Below are 17,827 nucleotides of genomic sequence, written 5' to 3'. Positions count from 1 at the left end.
CCGCTGGGAGATGCAGTAGACGCTAGTGCGGGGTCAAGGCAACATCTCTAAATTGCGTCAAACGGTTTGGAGGAGCGACCCCACGGAAGGACGCGGCGTCTCGTGCCTCCGGTCCGGTCTCCCTGATTGTCTCGATCGTTGCAATGACAGCGCCAGGGAAATCGGCAGATTTGGGATTTTCCCTGAAGCTTCGTTCAGCGTCACTGGAGACACCAACCCCAGTGTTTCGGCTTTGGTCTCCCCGATGATCAATCACCTTGCAAAGGTCGACGAGAAGTTTCGATCAGTTTGGAGCCCACCGTTGGCGATGGTCGGGCGCACGCGTCACGATCGAGTCCTCCGTTTCAATAGCGGGAAGATGAAAGCTTTGGGTTTCTGAGTCTCTATCTGGCCCCAAAAGGGTGCTGCCGGATGCGCCTCGTCTCCGGGCGTTGTTTGCGTACTTGGCCGAGGTGCCCTTGCTTGGCAAGTTCCTTCCGCGACAAGGGTCTGCTCGACAGCATTTTCGTCGCTATTGCCAATGCGGAGCCCCGGAGGATCAAAACCGGTTAGCAGCATGATGCCGACGGTTCAGAGCAAGCGACTCAGATTCCCGATTTGCTCAGAGTCTCCCAGCCTATGGCTCTCCGTGCAGCGGGCCTTGAGCGTCTGGCTCGACCTTTTTGAAAGCTCGCCTCCAATCGCTGGACGAGTTTGGCGGCAAGGCTAGTCGTCTCCATCGGTGTTATGATCGATGCCAGGGAGGCCGCCTGGACCATGGCGTGAACTCATTGCCGTATGCTGGCAGTGCAAGGCAATGAACTGACTGCACAACATGTAGGTGCATTCGTGGATCAAATTTCCAGATAGCCAAACAGCGCGCGTATCTCGATTAGGTGGCAAGGAGTTGCGAAAGCTATGTTCGCAGTTTGAGAATCGTCCGATATGCCGCACAACGATGCCGGCAAGACGAGCCGAGGATGATCTGACGCAATGTTCAGATCCAAGAAGGACGGTTACCTGTGGCCCAGAAAGGAATCACACTAAAGGACGTTGCCGCAGCGGCTAAGGTGTCGCGCGCCACGGCCGCCCGGGCGCTCAACAGCTATGGTTACGTTGGCGACGAGACGGCGCTCCGCGTGGTTGAGGCAGCCGAAAGGCTGGGCTATCGGGCCAACCTCGTCGCGCAGGCGCTGCGCAGCGGACAATTGCCGATCATAGGCTTCGTGCCCGGCGATATCCAGAATCCGTTCTTCGCCCGAATCGCGCACGACATAGAGGTGGAACTGCGCAAGCACCGCCACAATCTTCTGATTGCCAGCAGCGAGGAGAATGTAGAACAGGAGAAAGAACTGCTTGAGAGCCTTCGCTCGCTCAGCATTCGCGGCTTCATCCTTGCCCCAACGTCTGCAACCGACAGCCACCATATCGTGCAACTGGCCCGCGAAGGCGCACCGATCGTGCTCATCGACCGCGTGGTAAAGGACCTGCAATGCGACAGCGTCGTCGTCGACAACGAGGGCGGGGCACGCGAGGCAGTGGACTATCTGGTTGGCAACGGTCACCACCGGATCGGTCTTTTGCGCGACGAGTCACGCATCTTTACGGCACAGGAACGCTTGGCTGGCTACCAAAACTCGCTCCACTCGCATGGGATCGCAATCGATGAAGCGCTCATCGGCGTATCGCGCTCGACCGTCGAGCACGCCATCGAAGCCACGATCCGCCTGTTCAGCCGGCGCAATCGCCCGACCGCACTGTTCACGGTGGACAGCCTCATGACGCAAGGCGCGCTTCTTGGCCTGCGTTCAATGGGGCTCTCGATTCCGCATGATGTGTCGGTGGTTGGCTTCGATGACTTCAACCTCGCCACGTTCACCGATCCGCAGATAACGGTCGTGGCGCAACCCATCTCCGAGATCGGACCGCTCGCCGCCAGATACCTGCTGGAGCGGCTTGCCGGCAAAAAGGTTGCACCGCGCCGTACCCGATTTCAGACCCGCTTGATCGTACGCGGATCGGTTGCCCGGCGCGCTGTGCGCTAAAGAGCAAACCCCTCGATTTCGGAGAATTTCGTCTAAAGGACTTGCCATTGGCGAAATTGCGTGCCCATTATTGCTTGTGAGATCGATCTCACATCGGGAAAACGAGCTAGACGGCCCACCGACGCCTAAGGCGGGCTAGAGGCCTGTAACATGCGAAATACAAGGAAAACGTCATGCTGAACTTCGATAGGGACCGCTTCGTGAAGATCCAAAGCGGGGCCGTCGCCGTCGCAGGTGAGGTTCGCTCACTGATGCGCACACTGCTGGCAGATGGCGTCGAGCGGCTGTTTTTCATGGGCACCGGCGGCGTGCAGCTTCTAACCTTGCCCGCGATCGAGTTGGCGCAGCGCTGTTCCACCTTCCCGGTGAGCGGTGCCTATCCGGCGCAGGTCGTGATCGATCCGCCCGCCGGTCTCGACAGCAAGGCCGTGGTGGTCATCCCGTCCTTGTCGGGCACGACCAAGGAAGGCGTCGAGCTCATGGCCTTTCTGAAAAAACGTGGTGTGCGCACGATTTCGCTCACCGGCCATTCGGATACGCCAATCGCACGGGAGGCTGACCACAATTTCACGAACTTCGCCGAAGACGACACCTCGTCGGAATCCTTCTACCTGCAGACGCTGCTGATCGTCCTGGCCCTGCTGGAAGAGCGCGGCGAATATGATGATTTTGATGGCACTGTCGCCGAACTCAAACTGCTGCCGGATCTGCTTGCCGACGCCAAGGCTGCCTTTGAGGACAGGGCGGCCGAACTGGCCCAGACAATCAAGGACGATACCTATCACATCTTCACCGGCGCCGGCTCGGTGTGGCCGGAGGCACACTATTACGGCATGTGCATCCTCGAAGAGATGCAGTGGATTCGCACCCGCCCGGTGCACGCCGCCGACTTCTTCCACGGTACGCTCGAGTTGGTCGAGCCGGGCGTCAGCGTTTTCGTGTTCAAGGGCGAAGATGCCCTTCGGCCACTGGCCGACCGGGTCGAGAACTTCGCCAAGCGCTACACGGACCGCGTTCGCACGCTGGACGCGGCCTCGGTCAAGTTGCCGGGCATCTCCGCAAAGGTCCGCGGCATGATCTCGCCGGTTCTGCTCGCCACCTTGCTCGAGCGGCTGAGCGCCCATCTCGAGGTGCTGCGCAACCACCCGCTGACCACCCGTCGCTACTACAAACGCGTGGAATATTGATCCCCTCTTACCTCTGAAGGAGCTATCCATGAAACGTTCGCTGCAAGTCGTGGCGGTCACGGTGGCCGCGGTATCATCATTGGGGTTGTCGATAAGCGGCAGTTCCGCCGCTTCGCCGGCTGTCACGGCCGACCCAAACGCCAAGGTGGAATACACCGGCACGCTTTCGGTCCTGACCAAGTTCGGGCTGCAACAGCTGTCGCCCTATTTCGTCAACCTGGCACAGGCCTATGAGAAGCTCCATCCGGATGTGAAGGTCGAACTTATCCAGGAGAGCGACGACAGCGTGAAGGGCAAGACCAAGACGCTGGTCGCTTCCAACTCGCTGCCCGATATCTATTTCTCCTGGACAGGCAGTTGGGGTGGCAATTTCGTGCGCGGCAATCGCGCCGTTGATCTCACGCCCGTCATTGCTGCCGATACCGAGTGGGGCAAGTCGCTGTCTCCAGCCGCCGTCAAGGCGTTCCAGTACAACGGCAAGTTCTATGGCATTCCGCTTTACCAGGATGCCAAGTTCATGGGCTACAACAAGCAGATCTTCGCCAAGCTCAGCCTCAAGGCACCCGCCACTTTCGAGGACTTGCTGACCAGCTGCGACGCCATCCGCAAATCCGGCGTGACACCGATCTCCTTCGGCAACAAGGAGGCTTGGCCGGCGATCCACTTTGCAGGCCAGCTGCTCGCCTACAACGTGCCGCAGGCAACGCTGGAACGCGACTTCGATCCGGCCACCGCCCAATACAGCGATCCAGGCTATGTCGCAGCACTCAAGCAGTTCAGCCAGCTTGTCGAGCGCTGCACCGATGGCGCCGGCGTCAACGGCACATCCTATGCCTCGGCTCTCCAGGCCTTCACCAACGCCCAGTCGGCCATGTACTACCAGGAAATCATCGAGTTCGATCAGGCCGCCACGCCGGAGTCGGCGTTAAAGCCCGCCGATTTCGGATTCTTCCGGCTGCCGGTGCCCGCCGGCGCCAAGGGTGACGCCAAGTCGATCGAGGGCGCGCCGGAGGGCTACATGATCAATGCGGCATCGAAGAACATCCCGCTGGCGATCGATTTCATGAAGTTCGTGACCTCGAAGGAAAATGCGCAGGTCTTGTCTGCGCCACCCTATGGCCAGCCGAGCGCCACCATCGGCGGCGCCTCGGAATCGAACATGAGCGCGGCTGTGGTCGATGGCCTCAAGGATATCAACGCCGCCTCATACCTCATGCCCTGGCTGGATACGGCCAACCCACCGCGCGTCGCCGCCGTCTGGCTGTCCAGCCTGCAGGCGCTGGCGGGCGGCTCGATGACGCCCGAGCAAGTGATGGACGAGGTGCGCAAAGCCGCATCCGCGGCCAAATAAAGCAGGCGAGCATGGCAAGGGCCTCGGACACAGTGGACAGCGGCGCCGACATCGGCGTCGCCAGGCCGCAACGGCCAAAGAGCCGGCGGGCCTGCTTCGCCAACCTGTTGTCGTTGCGATGGGCGGCGATCGCGCTCATCCTCATCTGCTGGTTCGTCTATTATCCGATCGTCGACAATTTCATCGTCAGCACCACCGACCAGGACATCTACACCGGCGAGGTCACCAATGTCGGCCTCGCCAACTACGACCGGCTGCTGCATGACCCGGTCGTGCTGCTGGCGCTGTGGAACAACTGCCTCTACGCTCTCATCTCCGTCATCTTCCAGGTCTTCGGCGCGTTCCTGCTGGCGGCCATTATCGAGGACCTGAAAAGCGAAAGCTGGCGCCGGCTGTGGCGCGCCGTCTATTTCGTGCCGTCGGCAATCTCGATCACGGTGACCGGCCTGCTGTTTTATTTCATCTACCAGCCGCAGATCGGCTTGCTGGATGCCGCGCTCAGCCGTGTTGGACTGAGCCAGCTCGTCATGCCTTGGCTCGGCAATGAGCACACCGCCATCTATGCCATCATCGCCATGAGCCAATGGCAGGGTTTTGGCTATTCGACGCTGCTGTTCGCCATCGCCATCCAGAAGATCCCGCGCGACCTCTACGATGCCGCAACGATCGACGGCGCGGGTCCGCTTCGCCGCCTGTGGAGCATCACCTTTCCGCTCACCCGGGAAATGACGGGGTTGATGATCATCGTCACCATCACGGGCGCGTTCCAGGTGTTCAACGAGGTTATGGTGATGACCGCAGGCGGGCCCAACAACAGCAGCCAGGTGCTGGGCACGTGGCTCTACCAGAAGGCCTTCATCGAGGACAATTTCGGCTATGGCGCGGCGATCGCCGCCGTCATCTTCATGTTGACCATGCTCACAGGTGCGGCACAGCTCTGGTACACCAAGCGCCGCCGGGTGCGGCTATGAGTGCGATGGTCGCAGCCGGTCGCAGCCGGAACGTGAATGTGTGGTCGGTCATCGCCAGGACATTGCTCTATTCGTTCCTGGTCTGCCTTGGTGTCGTCGTCATCTATCCGCTGATCTGGATGGCGCTGAGCGGCTTCAAGGACAATGCGCAGATCTTCGGCGATCCCTTCGCCCTGCCCACCCATTGGTCGTGGAACAATTACATGCAGGCATGGAACCAGGGCGTGCGTGGCTACGTGACAGTCTCGGTGCTGGTGACCGTCGCTTCGGCCATATGCACCGTCCTGATCAGCGCCTGGACGGCCTTCGGCCTGACCCGCACCAAGATGTCGGCAAAGCCGCTGGTTATTGCCATCGTTCTGGGCGGCTTGATGCTGAGCCCCACCGTGGCGATCATTCCACTGGTGAAGATGTTGCAGGCGCTCGGTCTCTACAACACCTACTGGGCGCTGATCATTCTCTACACGGCGTTCCGTGTGCCGTTCACCACCTTCCTCATCCGCGCCTACATGCTGGATCTGCCTGAAGACATCGACGAGGCGGCGACGATGGATGGCGCCAGCGAGGGTCAGATCTTCTGGCGCATCACCTTGCCGCTGTGCCGGCCGATCATCATTTCCTGCGTCATCCTGCACGTCCTGTTCGCCTGGAACGAATATCTCTTCGCCATGATCTTCACGAGCGGCTCGGATGTGCAGACGCTGCCGGTCGGACTGACGTCGATCATGGCAACCCACGGGACCAACTATGCCGTGGTGTTCGCGGCCATGACGATCTCGGCGCTGCCTATCGTGATCGTGTTCTTTGGCGCGCAACGCTATTTCATCCGTGGCTTGGCCGAAGGCATCGGCAAATAACAATTCCCGAAAGGAGCCTTCATGCCGCAGCTCGCTGCTCATCAGCTGATCGGAGCCAATTTCAGCTTCCAGCACTTCCCCTTCGATGAGGTCGCCAGGACGATCCGAGGCTTTGGCCTGCGCGAGATCGAGCTGTGGGGGATTGCCCAGCATCTGGACCTGTTCCACGCCACGGACGCACGTGTCGAATCCGTTCGCCGGGTACTCGCCGACAACGAGCTGTCGGCCTGGTGCTTTACGCCTGAGCAGGTGTTGTATCCAATCAACATTGCCTCCGGCGACGCCGCACTGCGCCAGGACAGCATCGAGCGGTTTTGGCGTGCAGCCGACATCTGCGCGGCGCTTGGCGCCCGCTATCTCTTCCTGACGCCCGGCCGGGGCTACGAGAGCGAACCCCGGCAACCGGCATGGGACCGCGCGGTCGGTTCGATCGGCGAGATCGCCCGGCGCGCCGCTGCAAACGGGGTGCGCTGCCTGCTCGAGCCGTTGCAGCGGTTCGAGAGCAACCTCGTCAATAATGCGGCAGGCCTGCGCCAAATGCTGGATGAGGTGGGCGCCGGCAACGTCGATGTCGTGCTCGACACTGTCGCCATGGCCACGGCCGGCGACACCGTGGCCGGCTATGTCGACCTGTTCGGCTCGCGGCTGGCGCATGTTCATCTGGTCGACGGCACGCCAGGCGGGCATCTGGTGTGGGGGGAGGGCACGCTGCCGCTCGACCACTATGTCAGCGAACTCGCGCGCCTCGGCTATGCCGGTAAGTTCACCTTCGAGCCGTTCGGCAACGGCTCCTACGCGCTCGATCCGGTAAAAGCCTGGACACGCTGCCTTGGCGCCATCGCGCCGTATATCGATCGCGCAACGGTGCCGGCATGAGGTCGAAGAAGCTTATCGCGGTCGGGGACAATTGCCTTGATGCCTATTTGACCAACAACTTGATGACGGTGGGCGGCAATGCCTTGAATGTCGCGGCGCAATGGCGGCGCAACGGCTGGTCCGCGCGCTATTTCGGCGCCGTCGGGAACGATCCCGAAGGCGACGTGGTGCTTGCCGAACTGCAAGGTGCCGGCCTATCTCCGGACGACGTCGAACGGCGTCCCGGCGATACGGCCGTCACCTTGCTGCGCGATGAATCCGGCGACCGGAAGTTCCTGCACGAATCCTTCGGTGTGGGCGAAAACTACATGCCGGCGCCCGCGCATTTTGCGGTCATCGCCGCGGCCGACTGGGTGCATCTCGGCACCAACGCCAACAAGCACCTTGTTCAACGATTGGTGGCGGACCATGTGCCGTTCAGCATCGATCTATCGACCGCCCATATGGCGCTGCCGCTCGACGGTGTCCCGCTTTTGTTTGCGTCCGGACCGGACGATGTCGATGTTCCCATCGAGCCATCGCTGGGCGCGCTCAGGGCGGCCGGCGCAAGGCAGGTGGTTTTGACCTGTGGTCGACGCGGCTCCTACTTCGACGATGGCACGAATGTCGTGCATGCGCCGGCGACGCTTGTCGATGTCGTGGATACGTGTGGCGCCGGCGACAGTTTCATTGCCACTTTCCTCGCCGGCTTCCATTTCGGCGGCCTCGGCGCCCTGGAGGCATTGCACAGGGCGTCGATCGCGGCGGCGCAGACCTGCACCCATCTTGGCGGGTTTCCCCAGAGACCGCGTCCGATACCCGATTGGCTGCCAGCCAAATATGCCAGCTTCATTGTCGATGCGCAGGGAGCCCAAGCGTGACTACAATTCGTTTGCGGCAGCCTGCGGTCGCGCTTGCATCTGACCGGTCGTTTTGGCTGCAGGACATTGCCGCCGCCCCTGCGACCGAGCCATTGCGAGGCGACGAGCGCGCCGACGTGGTGATCGTCGGTGGCGGCTATACCGGTCTGTGGACGGCGCTGCGGATCCTTGAACTGGCGCCGCAAACGCGGGTGGTGATCCTTGAAGCCGATCTGTGCGGATCGGGGGCCTCGGGGCGCAACGGCGGTCAGGTCCATTCATGGTTCGCCGAAATCGACCAGATCAGTGCGGTCGTCGGTCTCGAGGAAGCGCGCCTGCTGTGCGCCGACACGGTGGCATCGATCGCGGAGCTGAAGACGCTGCAGCAAAACGGCACCATAGACATGGACCTGAGGCTGGATGGATGGCTGTGGACCGCAAGCTCCATTGCGCAGGAAGGCGCCTGGGAGACCGCCGTGGCCTTGACGGCAGCTGTTGGAGAAAACCGTTTCAGGCCGCTGACGGCCGAGGACATTCAACGCCGCACCGGTTCATCGGCCTCCTATGTCGGCGTCGTCGAGACCACTGCCGGCACGGTCCATCCCGCCAAACTTGCCATCGGATTGCGCAAGCTGGCACTGGCACGCGGCGTCATCATCCATGAGCGCAGCCCGGTCCTCGCCATCGAACCCGGCATGACATGCACGGTGCGCACGGCGCATGGCGCGGTACGGGCTGACAAAATCGTGCTTGCCGCCAACGCCTGGCTTTCCGCGCTGCCGGAACTGCGGCGACATCTTTATGTCGTCGGCAGCGAGGTGATTGCCACTGCCGCCGTTCCCGAACTGCTCGACAGCATCGGTTGGCGCGACGGTGCCTCGATCTGCGATTCCCAGGCCCAGGTGCTCTACTACCAGCGCACCATCGGGGGCAGGGTGGTCTTCGGTCGTGGCAGCGGCAACGTCGCCTTCAGTGGAAATTTCGGCGCCAGCTTCAACCGCAGCCCGGAGCACGGCCGCGACAATATGCGAGAGCTGCATCGGGTCTACCCCTCGCTGCGCGGTGTGGCGATCGAATATGACTGGTCGGGGCCGATCGACTGCGTGCCTGAACACGTTCCTGTCTTCGACCACCTGCGCGATCACCCCAATATCTTCTACGGCATGGGATTTAACGGCACCGGCATCGCGCAGACGCCGATAGCCGGACGCATTCTGGCGAGCCTGGTGCTCGAGCGAAAGGATCGCTGGAGCGAAAGCGGTCTGGTCGGCATCGAGCGGCGCATGTCGCTGCCGCCCGAGCCGTTGCGATATCTCGGCGCCAGACTTGTCCGCGCCGCGGTGCGCCGCAAGAACGAGGCCGAGATCCGCAACCGCAAGGCGGGCAGGATCACCAATCTTTTGGCGGCACTGAAGCCAGGCAGGCGCAAGAAGTAGCCGGGCATCTGGCTCATCGTCACGCTCTTCAAACCATGAGCCGGCACGTGCCGTCCCGATGACGGTGGACGCGGCATTGCGATCAGGGTGCTTGCTGGGTTGATCGACGTACATTCTTAAAGCGGAGTGCGTCGACCTTGTTCTAACGTATTCATGTGGGCCGTATCGCCATCACACCTATGCTTGGCGCACTTGCGGCTTTCCATTCGAGGGCGGGCCAACGGATCCGCGTGCAATGATGGCGGTCGGCAAAACGAGCTTTTCCGCCGGGCGGGAATCTCCCTTCAATCGCCGGATGAGCAATTCCGCGACGCTCTTGCCAAGCGCGTAGACGGGCTGGTCGATAACGGTGATGGGCGGCGTGGTGACGCTCGTCCAGTCCGCATCATGGAAAGTGATGAGCGAAATGTCGTCGGGAACCCGCAGGCCGCGCTCGCGGGTCACCTTGAAGATCTCCAGCGCAATGACGCTGTCGGAGGCGAGGATCGCCGTCGGCCGATCCGGCGCCAACAGCATCTCGCCGGCAACCCTGCGCGTTTCGGTGGGGCTTGTCGCGCCAAGGCGAACAAAGCGTTCTGGCCGATCAAGTCCGGCCTCTCGGCACACGGTGAGGAAACCGTCGATGCGCTCACGGACCGACGAGGTGTAGATCTGCCCGAGATCGCGGTACTCGTGCCCTTCGGCGTCGACCGCGGTCACATAGGCGATGTTGCGGTGGCCGGCATCGGCTAGAAAGCGGGTCGCCAGCATGGCGATGCCGCGATCGTCGGTCGTGACCGTATCGACATCCAGATCTGCCAGCGCCCTATCCAGCAGGGCAAGCGGTCGGCCCGAGCGGTGGATATCGCGCAGGTGCGCGATGTCGCGCGATTCCGACGGCGTGACGATCAGCCCGTCGACGCGCTTGCCGATGAGCAGTTTCACGGCCGCCTTTTCCGCCTCGATCTTCTCGCCGGAATTGGCCAGGATGACGTTGAACCCGGCTGCCTTTGCCGCGTCGCTGATGCCGCGTACCGCGAGGCTGAAGAACGGGTTCTCGATGTCGCCGACAACCACGCCGATGATGCCGGAGCGGCCGGTCGTCATGCTGCGGGCGAGCTCGTTCGCACGATAGTCCAAGGCCTTGGCCGCGGCCATGACTTCCGCGCGGATCATGTCGCTGACGACGCCGTATCCGCCGAGCACGCGCGCGGCTGTCGCTTTCGAAACATTGGCCGCGCGGGCGACGTCGCTGACCGTTATCGACGGGGTCTTGGGGGCGGTTCTTTTCATCGGATGACGACTACAAGAGTTGTTGACGGGAGGTCAACGTGGCGATAACGATTAACAAAGAGACCGGTCTCACGGAATATGAGACCGGTCTCTTTAAGGGAGTGGAGCCGAGAGGCGTGACGGACCGTGATTTCGGCAAGGGCATGTCGGCGCGCCAGATGGCGGCTCGACGGAAATACCAAGAAGAACAGACCTTCAGAGTGGAGAAAGACATGAGCAGGAAAGAAATTCTCAAGTCGTTGATGTGCCCGGTCAGAACCGGCGCAATGGCTCTTATGGCGATGTGCGTCGGCGCCGGGCTGGTTTCAGGAGCGGCCGCCGCGGATGACAATCCCTATGGCCTCATTGATGCGAAGGTCATCAGCGTCGGAACCATGGGCGATGCCAAACCCTACGCTTTCACCCAGGCCGATGGGTCGTTCACCGGCTTCGACATCGAATTGTTCCGCAACGTCGCGAGCCGCCTTGGCTTCAAGCCCGACCAGGTGATCTTCACCGGCCAGGAATTCTCGGCGCTGATGCCTTCGGTTGCAAACGAGCGTTTCGATGTCGCGGTCGCGGCAATCGGCACGACGGAAGCACGCAAGAAGACCGTCGACTTTTCCGACGGGTATATCGCAGGCTATCTGTCCGTGCTTACTGCCGACAAGGCGATCACGTCGGCGGACGAGCTCAAGGGCAAACGTCTCGGCGTCGTACAAGGCACGCTCCAGGAAATCTACGCGGCGAAGAATTTTGTCGGAACCGATCTCGTCAAATTCCCCGACAACAACTCCGCCGTTTCGGCGCTTAACAACGGAACCGTGGATGCCCACTTCCTCGATTACGAGGCCGCCAAGGACTATGGCGTTCGCTATCCGAACCTGAAGATCGCGGTCAATATTCCTTCCTTTGACGCGCCGGCCGGCTTTGTCCTGCGCAAGGGCAACGACAAGCTCCGCAATGCGCTGAACACCGCCCTTCACGCGGCCATGCAGGACGGCACCTGGAAAACGCTTTATGAAAAGTGGTTCCCCGGCTCGCCGATGCCCGACCAGTATCTTCCCAAGAAGTAGACCGTACCCGGCCGCTGGCTCTCATGCCGGCGGCCGGATTACGCCGCCGTCCTTGATGCGGACGATGTGAATAGCGCAACCGAAAGGGGGGCGAATGAACTGGCTCGAAAACCTGCGGCGCAGTTTCCTCGACTGGCAGGCCATGGCGGACGTGCTGCCCAGCATGATCACCATCGGATTGAAGAACACCTTGATCCTCGCCGCCGCGTCGACGGTGCTGGGTGTCATTCTCGGCATGATCCTGGCGGTCATGGGCATCTCGCAATCGCGCTGGCTGCGCATTCCGGCGCGGGTCTACACGGATATATTCCGTGGGCTGCCGGCGATCGTCACCATCCTGCTGATAGGCCAGGGCTTTGCCCGCATCGGCCGTGAAATCTTCGGCCCTTCGCCCTTTCCGCTCGGCATTCTTGCGCTGAGCCTGATCGCCGGCGCCTATATCGGCGAAATATTCCGCTCGGGCATCCAGAGCGTCGAGCGCGGGCAGATGGAGGCCTGCAGGGCGCTCAGCATGAGCTACGGCCAAGGCATGCGCCTGATCGTGATCCCGCAAGGCATCCGCCGCGTCTTGCCGGCCCTCGTCAACCAGTTCATCGGCAACGTCAAGGATTCAAGCCTTGTCTACTTCCTCGGTCTGCTCGCCTCGGAGCGCGAGATCTTCCGTGTCGGTCAGGACCAGGCAGTGGTCACCGGAAACCTCTCGCCATTGCTTCTGGCCGGCGTGTTCTATCTCGTCATCACCGTGCCGTTGACCCATGTGGTCAACTACATCGACAACTCGCTGCGGGTCGGAAAGCAAAAGGCCGGCCTCGTCATCAGCGGCCTGGCCGAAGTGAGCGAACTGGAGGGCGCCACCGGCAGTGCACCTTCGGAGGCCGGCTCTGATGCCCGCTCAGCGCTGCCCCGCTTCAAGGGCGGCAGTCTCGCCATCACCGATCTCGACATGGCCTATGGCGACCTCGATGTTCTCAAAGGCGTCAGCCTGGCAGTCAAGCCTGGCACGGTCACATGCGTGATCGGCCCATCAGGTTCGGGCAAGTCGACCCTGCTGCGCTGCCTCAACCGCCTGGTCGAGCCCAAGGGCGGTGAGGTGTTGCTCGATGGTGCGAGCATCCTGGCGATGAAGCCTGAAAAACTGCGCCGGCGTGTCGGGATGGTTTTCCAGCAGTTCAATCTGTTTCCCGACCACACCGCGCTCGAAAACGTCATGCTGTCGCTGACCAAGGTAAAGGGGCTCCCTGTACAGGAAGCTGAGCGCATCGCCGAGGCGCGCCTTGCCGACGTCGGGCTTGCGACCCGCAAACACCATCGTCCAGGGAGCCTTTCCGGTGGCCAGCAGCAGCGTGTGGCAATCGCTCGTGCATTGGCGATGGACCCGGAGGTCATCTTGTTCGATGAGGTAACAAGCGCACTCGATCCCGAACTGGTGAAGGGCGTGCTCAACCTCATGGCGGATCTCGGCCGGCGCGGCATGACAATGGTCGTGGTGACACATGAAATGGGCTTCGCCCGCAAGGTCGCCGATCAGGTCGTCTTCATGGATGAAGGCCGCATCATCGAGGCCGGCACGCCTGCAGCGATTTTCGACACGCCGAAAAGCCCACGTCTGAAGCACTTCCTTGCCGAAGTGCTTTGATCACGCATGAGCCCTTCAAGACGGCCGCCCAAACCAACCTCCACCAGTGAAAGATATCTCATGGCTGCATCACATCAGGTTTCCAAGGTCGTTGTCGTCGGCGGCGGCATTTTTGGCGTCTCCTCGGCCGTTCATCTTGCAAGGCTCGGCATCGAGACCGTGCTGGTCAATGATGGACCGCTCGCCAAGGGAGCTTCCGGCCGCTCGCTCGCCTGGATCAATTCGGCGCGCAGGCGCTCGGCTGAATATCATCGCCTGCGCATGATCGGTATCGACCGCTACCGCAGTTTGTCGGCGCGATGCCCGGATGCCGCCTGGCTGCGTTTCGACGGTGGCCTGACGTGGGATGCGGACGATGCCTCAAACGAGATCGCCGATGTCTTCGCTCACGAAAAACGTCTCGGCTATGATGCGCAGCATCTGTCCGCGGACGCCATAAGGTTGGTCACGCCGGGTGTCTGCGCAAGCGCTGTCACGCCTCAAGGCGCGATCTTCAACGCGGGTGAGGGCTGGGTCGACCTGCCGTCGCTGATCGAAATATTGATCGCGGAATTCGTGGAGCGGGGCGGCCAGGTGGTCACCGAGGCCGGAAGCGCTACCGTCACCGTCGCCAACGGCCGCGCCACCGGCGTCACCACCACCAGCGGGGTCAGCTTCGCCGCCAACGCGGTGCTTCTGGCGACCGGTGCGGATGTGCCGCGAATGGTTGCCGTGGCCGGTCAGCGTATTGCCGATGGGACACCAATCGCGCTGCTGGTCAGGACCAAGCCAGTCGACTTGCCGCTACGCGCCGTGCTCAACACGCCGCGTGTCGCCATCCGGCCGACGCCTGATGGCGCCCTCGCGCTCGATTCTGCCTGGTCGGAAGAACAGGTGGTAGTCAATCCGGACGGGACTTATCGCGTAAAAGCATCGACCATCCAGGGGCTTCTCGACGAAGCGTCGAATGTTCTCGACGGTCATCCGAAATTGGAATTGGAGAGCTACGGTGTCGGGCCCAAGCCAATCCCCGGAGACGGCGAGCCGGTCTTCGGCCAGTTGCGGGAGATCGAGGGGTATTACGTCGCCTTCAGCCACAGCGGCGCAACACTTGGCTTGATTGCCGGCGAACTGCTTGCAACCGAGATCGCCACCGGAACAGAGCACCCACTCCTTGCAAGCTTTCGACCGTCTCGATTTTCACTTTAGCCCGCCAATTCGCCTCGGAATGGGATGTAATGTGGCATGCTTGGAGTTTCGCTAGCCGAGACGGCGGCCGCCTGGCCGCTTACGCGCACCGAACCTGACACAGCGAATATGTTCCGGAACATTTTCTCCACGTTGAAGTTGGACAGCGCCAGGACCGTCTTTCGTCCAAGCTCAACCAGCGCTGAGAAATTCCATGACCAACCAACACCCCAAGACTAAACAGCCCACGGACAAGGATCTGCGAGACAACCCGGGAATCGGCACCTCGAAGGGCGCGGTCAAGGGCGGCGATATGCTCGACGAGAACGATGCTCTCGATGGGGACAATACGTTCGAAGGCGATGTCGAGAACGACGTCACGCCTCAGGGCGGCATCAACCCTGACCAGACCGGACGCACGAACAAGTAGGAGGCACCTTGCCATGGCCGGCCGGAAGACCCACGAGCAGCAGCTGCGCATCATCGAAAAGCGCGAGAACACCAGCAATGCCGGCGACGATTTCAATGCCGAGGATGAGCTGAAGAGATCCAAGCAGGAGCGTGAGGCGCGGCAAGACGGCGCCAATCTACGCGACGAGGGCGTGGAATTGACCGACAAGGACGATCGCCAGATGATCCGCGGCGAAAACCAGGAGAGCGAGCACCACAAGCGCAGGCAGGACGACTAAGCCTGCCGTCTTTTTAAAGCTATCGAGGAGCCATGCCAGACTACCGGCACGCCAGGCACCGCATGGTCGAGGCGCACATCGCCCGCCGCGGTGTGCGCGACGAACGAGTCCTTTCGTCACTGAGGCGGAATCCCGCGCGGGAAATTCGTCGACGAGGGGTGCGAGGAGTTCGCCTATGGGGACGGTCCGGGCGGCGTTGCGCTCTGGCTATAGGGACCTGCGAAGACGCGACCTGAACATCGGCCAGCTCTGCCGCGAGCGCTTTTGGCGATCAGGCAGCCTCGGCCACTACGTGCAATCCTCGGCCTCGCAACAGTTCGATGCCTTCGTCTGGTTCGATCGCACCTCGCCTGTTCAGCCGCTGACTGCCGAACACGCCTCATCGAGTGGTAATACCTGACACGTTTCCCTTGGGCACCTGAGTAGGCGGCCTTGCCTTCGGGCACGGAACATCTCACCGACTTTCTGGTTAGGCAGGCCGGATGAAGGGAGCTTTGCGCATGGCCACTAATTTGGAAGACGGCAAGACCGCTCAATCTTCCGACGAGTTGCATGGCAGCAATCGCGGCGGCAACAAAGACCAGCGTAAGACTGACAAGACCGCGAACAAGAGCAGCCAGGCGGCGGGATCCGCATCGCGGTAAGGACTGAGACATGCCGACCGCCGCGGACATCCTCATCGAGACGCTGATCGACTGGAACGTCGATATCATCTTTGGCCTGCCGGGCGACGGCATCAATGGCATCATGGAGGCGCTGCGCAAGCGGCAGGACCGCATCCGCTTCATTCAGGTGCGGCACGAGGAATCCGCGGCCTTCATGGCGTGCGCCTACTCAAAATGGACAGGCAAGCTCGGTGTCTGCCTCGCAACTTCCGGCCCTGGCGGCACACACCTCCTGACTGGACTCTACGATGCCAAGCTCGACCAAGCGCCGGTGCTCGCCATTACCGGCATGCAGTTCCACGACCTTATCGAGACCTTCACCCAGCAGGATGTCGACTTGACGCGCGTCTTCAGCGATGTCGCCGTCTTCAACGCGCAGGTCTCCGACGCGGCGCATATGGAAAGCCTGGCCGGTCTCGCCTGCAGGTCGGCGCTGGCACGTCGCGGCGTTGCGCATCTGTCGATCGCCAGCGATGTGCAGGAGCACACGCTCGACCAGGCCAAGCGCTCGAAGCGCAACAAACCGTCGCATACGCCGGATCGTTGGTTCGAAGGAAGCAGGCTTCCCGACGAAGAACAACTTGCGAAAGCCGCCGAGATCCTGAACGGGGCGACGAAGGTCGCGATCCTCGCCGGTCGGGGCGCGCTTGGTGCCAGGCACGAGTTGGAAGAGACGGCGGAGCTGCTTGGTGCCCCCGTCGCAAAGGCCTTGCTCGGTAAGGCTGCCTTGCCCGACGATCACCCGCTGACGACTGGCGGCATCGGAATTCTCGGCACGCTGCCGTCGCAGGAAATCATGGAGGAATGTGACGCGCTGCTCGTCGTCGGCTCGACCTTTCCCTACATCGAATACTACCCGAAGCCGGGACAGGCGCGCGGGGTTCAGATCGAGCGCGACCCGCAGCGCATCGGCCTGCGCTATCCCGTTGAGGCCGGCCTTGCCGGCGATGCCGCCGTGACGCTGCGATTGCTGAACAAGCGCCTGAAGCGCAAGGATGATCGCAGCTTCCTCGAGAATGCGCAGGCGGGCATGCGACGCTGGCGCGAGATGATGGCGCAGTCGGAGCGAAAGGCCGCCACTTCGCTCAAGCCCCAGGTGGTCACACGCGCATTTGGGAAACGATTGCCCGATGAGGCGATCCTGGTTGCCGATTCCGGCCAGAACACCGAGATGGCGGCCCGCCATATCGAACTGCGTGACGGGCAGGCTTTCGGCGTCTCGGGCGCGCTGGCCTCGATGGCATGCGGACTGCCCTACGCGATCGCCGCGGGCCTGGCCTTTCCCGGCCGGCCGGTCTTCGCGGTCGTCGGCGACGGCGGTCTCGCGATGCAGCTCGGAGAGTTCTCGACGGCAGTTCGGTACCGGGTCCCACTCAAGGTGCTCGTGCTCAAGAACGGCATGCTCAATCAGATCGCCTGGGAGCAGATGATGTTCCTCGGTAACCCGCAATTCGCCTGCGAACTCCAGCCCATCGACTTCGCCATGGCCGCCGAAGCCATGGGCGGCATTGGCTACAGCGTCTCTCGCGCCGAGGAGGTGGAAGGCGTTCTCGACTCTGCCCTGGCTGCTGAGGGTCCGGTGGTCATCGAGGCCGTGGTCGACCCGTACGAACCGATGATGCCACCGAAGATGCCGCCGGATTATGCGAAAAATTTCCGCAAGGCGCTACCGGATACCCCCGGACGCGCGGAAATCGAGGCGAATATGGCGCAAGAGCCGCTGAGGTCGATGATTACCGCCGGCGAGAAAGACTGACCAGCCACACAAGAAGCAGCGGACCAGCATCCATGACGACGAAGAA

Annotated in this window: 17 protein-coding genes; 16 read left to right on the top strand and 1 reads right to left on the bottom strand. The window is 61.9% G+C overall.

The window, feature by feature from the left end:
• The first annotated feature begins 1,001 nt into the window (after positions 1-1,001).
• The 8 genes from X751_RS141495 to X751_RS141530 all read left to right on the top strand — a co-directional run bounded on the left by X751_RS141495 (position 1,002) and on the right by X751_RS141530 (position 9,541).
• On the top strand, positions 1,002-2,024 hold the full coding sequence (locus X751_RS141495) for a LacI family DNA-binding transcriptional regulator (RefSeq protein ID WP_023753931.1): 1,023 nt from the start codon (positions 1,002-1,004) through the stop codon (positions 2,022-2,024).
• Between the two features lie 173 nt (positions 2,025-2,197).
• The gene (locus X751_RS141500) at positions 2,198-3,211 is read left to right on the top strand and encodes an SIS domain-containing protein (RefSeq protein ID WP_023729125.1); all 1,014 of its coding nucleotides are present in this window, start codon (positions 2,198-2,200) and stop codon (positions 3,209-3,211) included.
• A 28-nt stretch (positions 3,212-3,239) separates the two neighbouring features.
• A complete protein-coding gene (locus X751_RS141505) occupies positions 3,240-4,562 on the top strand; it encodes an extracellular solute-binding protein (RefSeq protein ID WP_023686870.1) in 1,323 nt (440 codons plus the stop codon).
• Between the two features lie 11 nt (positions 4,563-4,573).
• The gene (locus X751_RS141510; RefSeq protein ID WP_023745692.1) at positions 4,574-5,533 is read left to right on the top strand and encodes a sugar ABC transporter permease; all 960 of its coding nucleotides are present in this window, start codon (positions 4,574-4,576) and stop codon (positions 5,531-5,533) included.
• Positions 5,530-6,390, top strand: a complete 861-nt coding sequence (locus X751_RS141515; protein ID WP_023714949.1) for a carbohydrate ABC transporter permease — start codon at positions 5,530-5,532, stop codon at positions 6,388-6,390. Before X751_RS141510 ends, X751_RS141515 begins: the two co-directional genes overlap by 4 nt.
• 21 nt (positions 6,391-6,411) lie before the next feature.
• Entirely contained in the window at positions 6,412-7,266 is an 855-nt protein-coding gene (locus X751_RS141520; protein ID WP_023745691.1) for a sugar phosphate isomerase/epimerase family protein, read from the top strand.
• Positions 7,263-8,126 (top strand): PfkB family carbohydrate kinase, encoded by an 864-nt coding sequence (locus X751_RS141525; RefSeq protein WP_023745690.1) that lies wholly within the window; start codon positions 7,263-7,265, stop codon positions 8,124-8,126. Before X751_RS141520 ends, X751_RS141525 begins: the two co-directional genes overlap by 4 nt.
• Entirely contained in the window at positions 8,123-9,541 is a 1,419-nt protein-coding gene (locus X751_RS141530; RefSeq protein WP_031247207.1) for an FAD-binding oxidoreductase, read from the top strand. Before X751_RS141525 ends, X751_RS141530 begins: the two co-directional genes overlap by 4 nt.
• 177 nt (positions 9,542-9,718) lie before the next feature.
• On the opposite strand, the gene X751_RS141535 is transcribed toward X751_RS141530, so the two are convergent.
• The gene (locus X751_RS141535) at positions 9,719-10,813 is read right to left on the bottom strand and encodes a LacI family DNA-binding transcriptional regulator (RefSeq protein WP_023745688.1); all 1,095 of its coding nucleotides are present in this window, start codon (positions 10,811-10,813) and stop codon (positions 9,719-9,721) included.
• A 212-nt stretch (positions 10,814-11,025) separates the two neighbouring features.
• Here X751_RS141535 and X751_RS141540 point away from each other — a divergent pair, with 212 nt between their 5' ends.
• The 8 genes from X751_RS141540 (at position 11,026) to X751_RS141570 (ending at position 17,781) form a co-directional block, all read left to right on the top strand.
• Entirely contained in the window at positions 11,026-11,868 is an 843-nt protein-coding gene (locus X751_RS141540; RefSeq protein ID WP_023804463.1) for an ABC transporter substrate-binding protein, read from the top strand.
• Positions 11,869-11,962: 94 nt separating this feature from the next.
• A complete protein-coding gene (locus tag X751_RS1000000168500; RefSeq protein WP_023667755.1) occupies positions 11,963-13,504 on the top strand; it encodes an amino acid ABC transporter permease/ATP-binding protein in 1,542 nt (513 codons plus the stop codon).
• A 60-nt stretch (positions 13,505-13,564) separates the two neighbouring features.
• Positions 13,565-14,692 (top strand): FAD-binding oxidoreductase, encoded by a 1,128-nt coding sequence (locus tag X751_RS141550; protein WP_023682771.1) that lies wholly within the window; start codon positions 13,565-13,567, stop codon positions 14,690-14,692.
• A gap of 193 nt (positions 14,693-14,885) precedes the next feature.
• Positions 14,886-15,101: a hypothetical protein gene (locus X751_RS141555; RefSeq protein ID WP_023667757.1), complete on the top strand. Its 216-nt coding sequence runs from the start codon at positions 14,886-14,888 to the stop codon at positions 15,099-15,101.
• Between the two features lie 13 nt (positions 15,102-15,114).
• Positions 15,115-15,360 carry a hypothetical protein gene (locus X751_RS141560; RefSeq protein WP_023682770.1) on the top strand — a complete coding sequence of 82 codons (246 nt, stop codon included), beginning with the start codon at positions 15,115-15,117 and terminating at the stop codon, positions 15,358-15,360.
• A gap of 175 nt (positions 15,361-15,535) precedes the next feature.
• The gene (locus X751_RS1000000167565; RefSeq protein ID WP_023667759.1) at positions 15,536-15,760 is read left to right on the top strand and encodes a hypothetical protein; all 225 of its coding nucleotides are present in this window, start codon (positions 15,536-15,538) and stop codon (positions 15,758-15,760) included.
• A gap of 100 nt (positions 15,761-15,860) precedes the next feature.
• Positions 15,861-16,004, top strand: a complete 144-nt coding sequence (locus tag X751_RS1000000167560; RefSeq protein ID WP_023682769.1) for a hypothetical protein — start codon at positions 15,861-15,863, stop codon at positions 16,002-16,004.
• Positions 16,005-16,014: 10 nt separating this feature from the next.
• Complete coding sequence (locus X751_RS141570) at positions 16,015-17,781, top strand: thiamine pyrophosphate-dependent enzyme (RefSeq protein ID WP_023682768.1); 1,767 nt, start codon at positions 16,015-16,017, stop codon at positions 17,779-17,781.
• Positions 17,782-17,827 lie beyond the last annotated feature (46 nt).

The sequence above is a fragment of the Mesorhizobium sp. LNJC394B00 genome, from assembly GCF_000502555.1.
In the GTDB taxonomy this organism is placed as follows: Bacteria; Pseudomonadota; Alphaproteobacteria; order Rhizobiales; family Rhizobiaceae; genus Mesorhizobium.
The sequence above is the reverse complement of the archived record's forward strand: the minus strand, read 5'-3'. Positions and strand labels throughout refer to the sequence as shown.

Excerpts from the sequence above, each read along its gene's own strand:
- X751_RS141500 (WP_023729125.1), top strand. The coding sequence starts at position 2,198 with ATGCTGAACTTCGATAGGGACCGCTTCGTGAAGATCCAAAGCGGGGCC.
- X751_RS141505 (WP_023686870.1), top strand. The coding sequence starts at position 3,240 with ATGAAACGTTCGCTGCAAGTCGTGGCGGTCACGGTGGCCGCGGTATCA.
- X751_RS141510 (WP_023745692.1), top strand. The coding sequence starts at position 4,574 with ATGGCAAGGGCCTCGGACACAGTGGACAGCGGCGCCGACATCGGCGTC.
- X751_RS141515 (WP_023714949.1), top strand. The coding sequence starts at position 5,530 with ATGAGTGCGATGGTCGCAGCCGGTCGCAGCCGGAACGTGAATGTGTGG.
- X751_RS141520 (WP_023745691.1), top strand. The coding sequence starts at position 6,412 with ATGCCGCAGCTCGCTGCTCATCAGCTGATCGGAGCCAATTTCAGCTTC.
- X751_RS141525 (WP_023745690.1), top strand. The coding sequence starts at position 7,263 with ATGAGGTCGAAGAAGCTTATCGCGGTCGGGGACAATTGCCTTGATGCC.
- X751_RS141535 (WP_023745688.1), bottom strand. The coding sequence starts at position 10,813 with ATGAAAAGAACCGCCCCCAAGACCCCGTCGATAACGGTCAGCGACGTC.
- X751_RS141540 (WP_023804463.1), top strand. The coding sequence starts at position 11,026 with ATGAGCAGGAAAGAAATTCTCAAGTCGTTGATGTGCCCGGTCAGAACC.
- X751_RS1000000168500 (WP_023667755.1), top strand. The coding sequence starts at position 11,963 with ATGAACTGGCTCGAAAACCTGCGGCGCAGTTTCCTCGACTGGCAGGCC.
- X751_RS141550 (WP_023682771.1), top strand. The coding sequence starts at position 13,565 with ATGGCTGCATCACATCAGGTTTCCAAGGTCGTTGTCGTCGGCGGCGGC.
- X751_RS141555 (WP_023667757.1), top strand. The coding sequence starts at position 14,886 with ATGACCAACCAACACCCCAAGACTAAACAGCCCACGGACAAGGATCTG.
- X751_RS141560 (WP_023682770.1), top strand. The coding sequence starts at position 15,115 with ATGGCCGGCCGGAAGACCCACGAGCAGCAGCTGCGCATCATCGAAAAG.
- X751_RS1000000167565 (WP_023667759.1), top strand. The coding sequence starts at position 15,536 with ATGGGGACGGTCCGGGCGGCGTTGCGCTCTGGCTATAGGGACCTGCGA.
- X751_RS1000000167560 (WP_023682769.1), top strand. The coding sequence starts at position 15,861 with ATGGCCACTAATTTGGAAGACGGCAAGACCGCTCAATCTTCCGACGAG.
- X751_RS141570 (WP_023682768.1), top strand. The coding sequence starts at position 16,015 with ATGCCGACCGCCGCGGACATCCTCATCGAGACGCTGATCGACTGGAAC.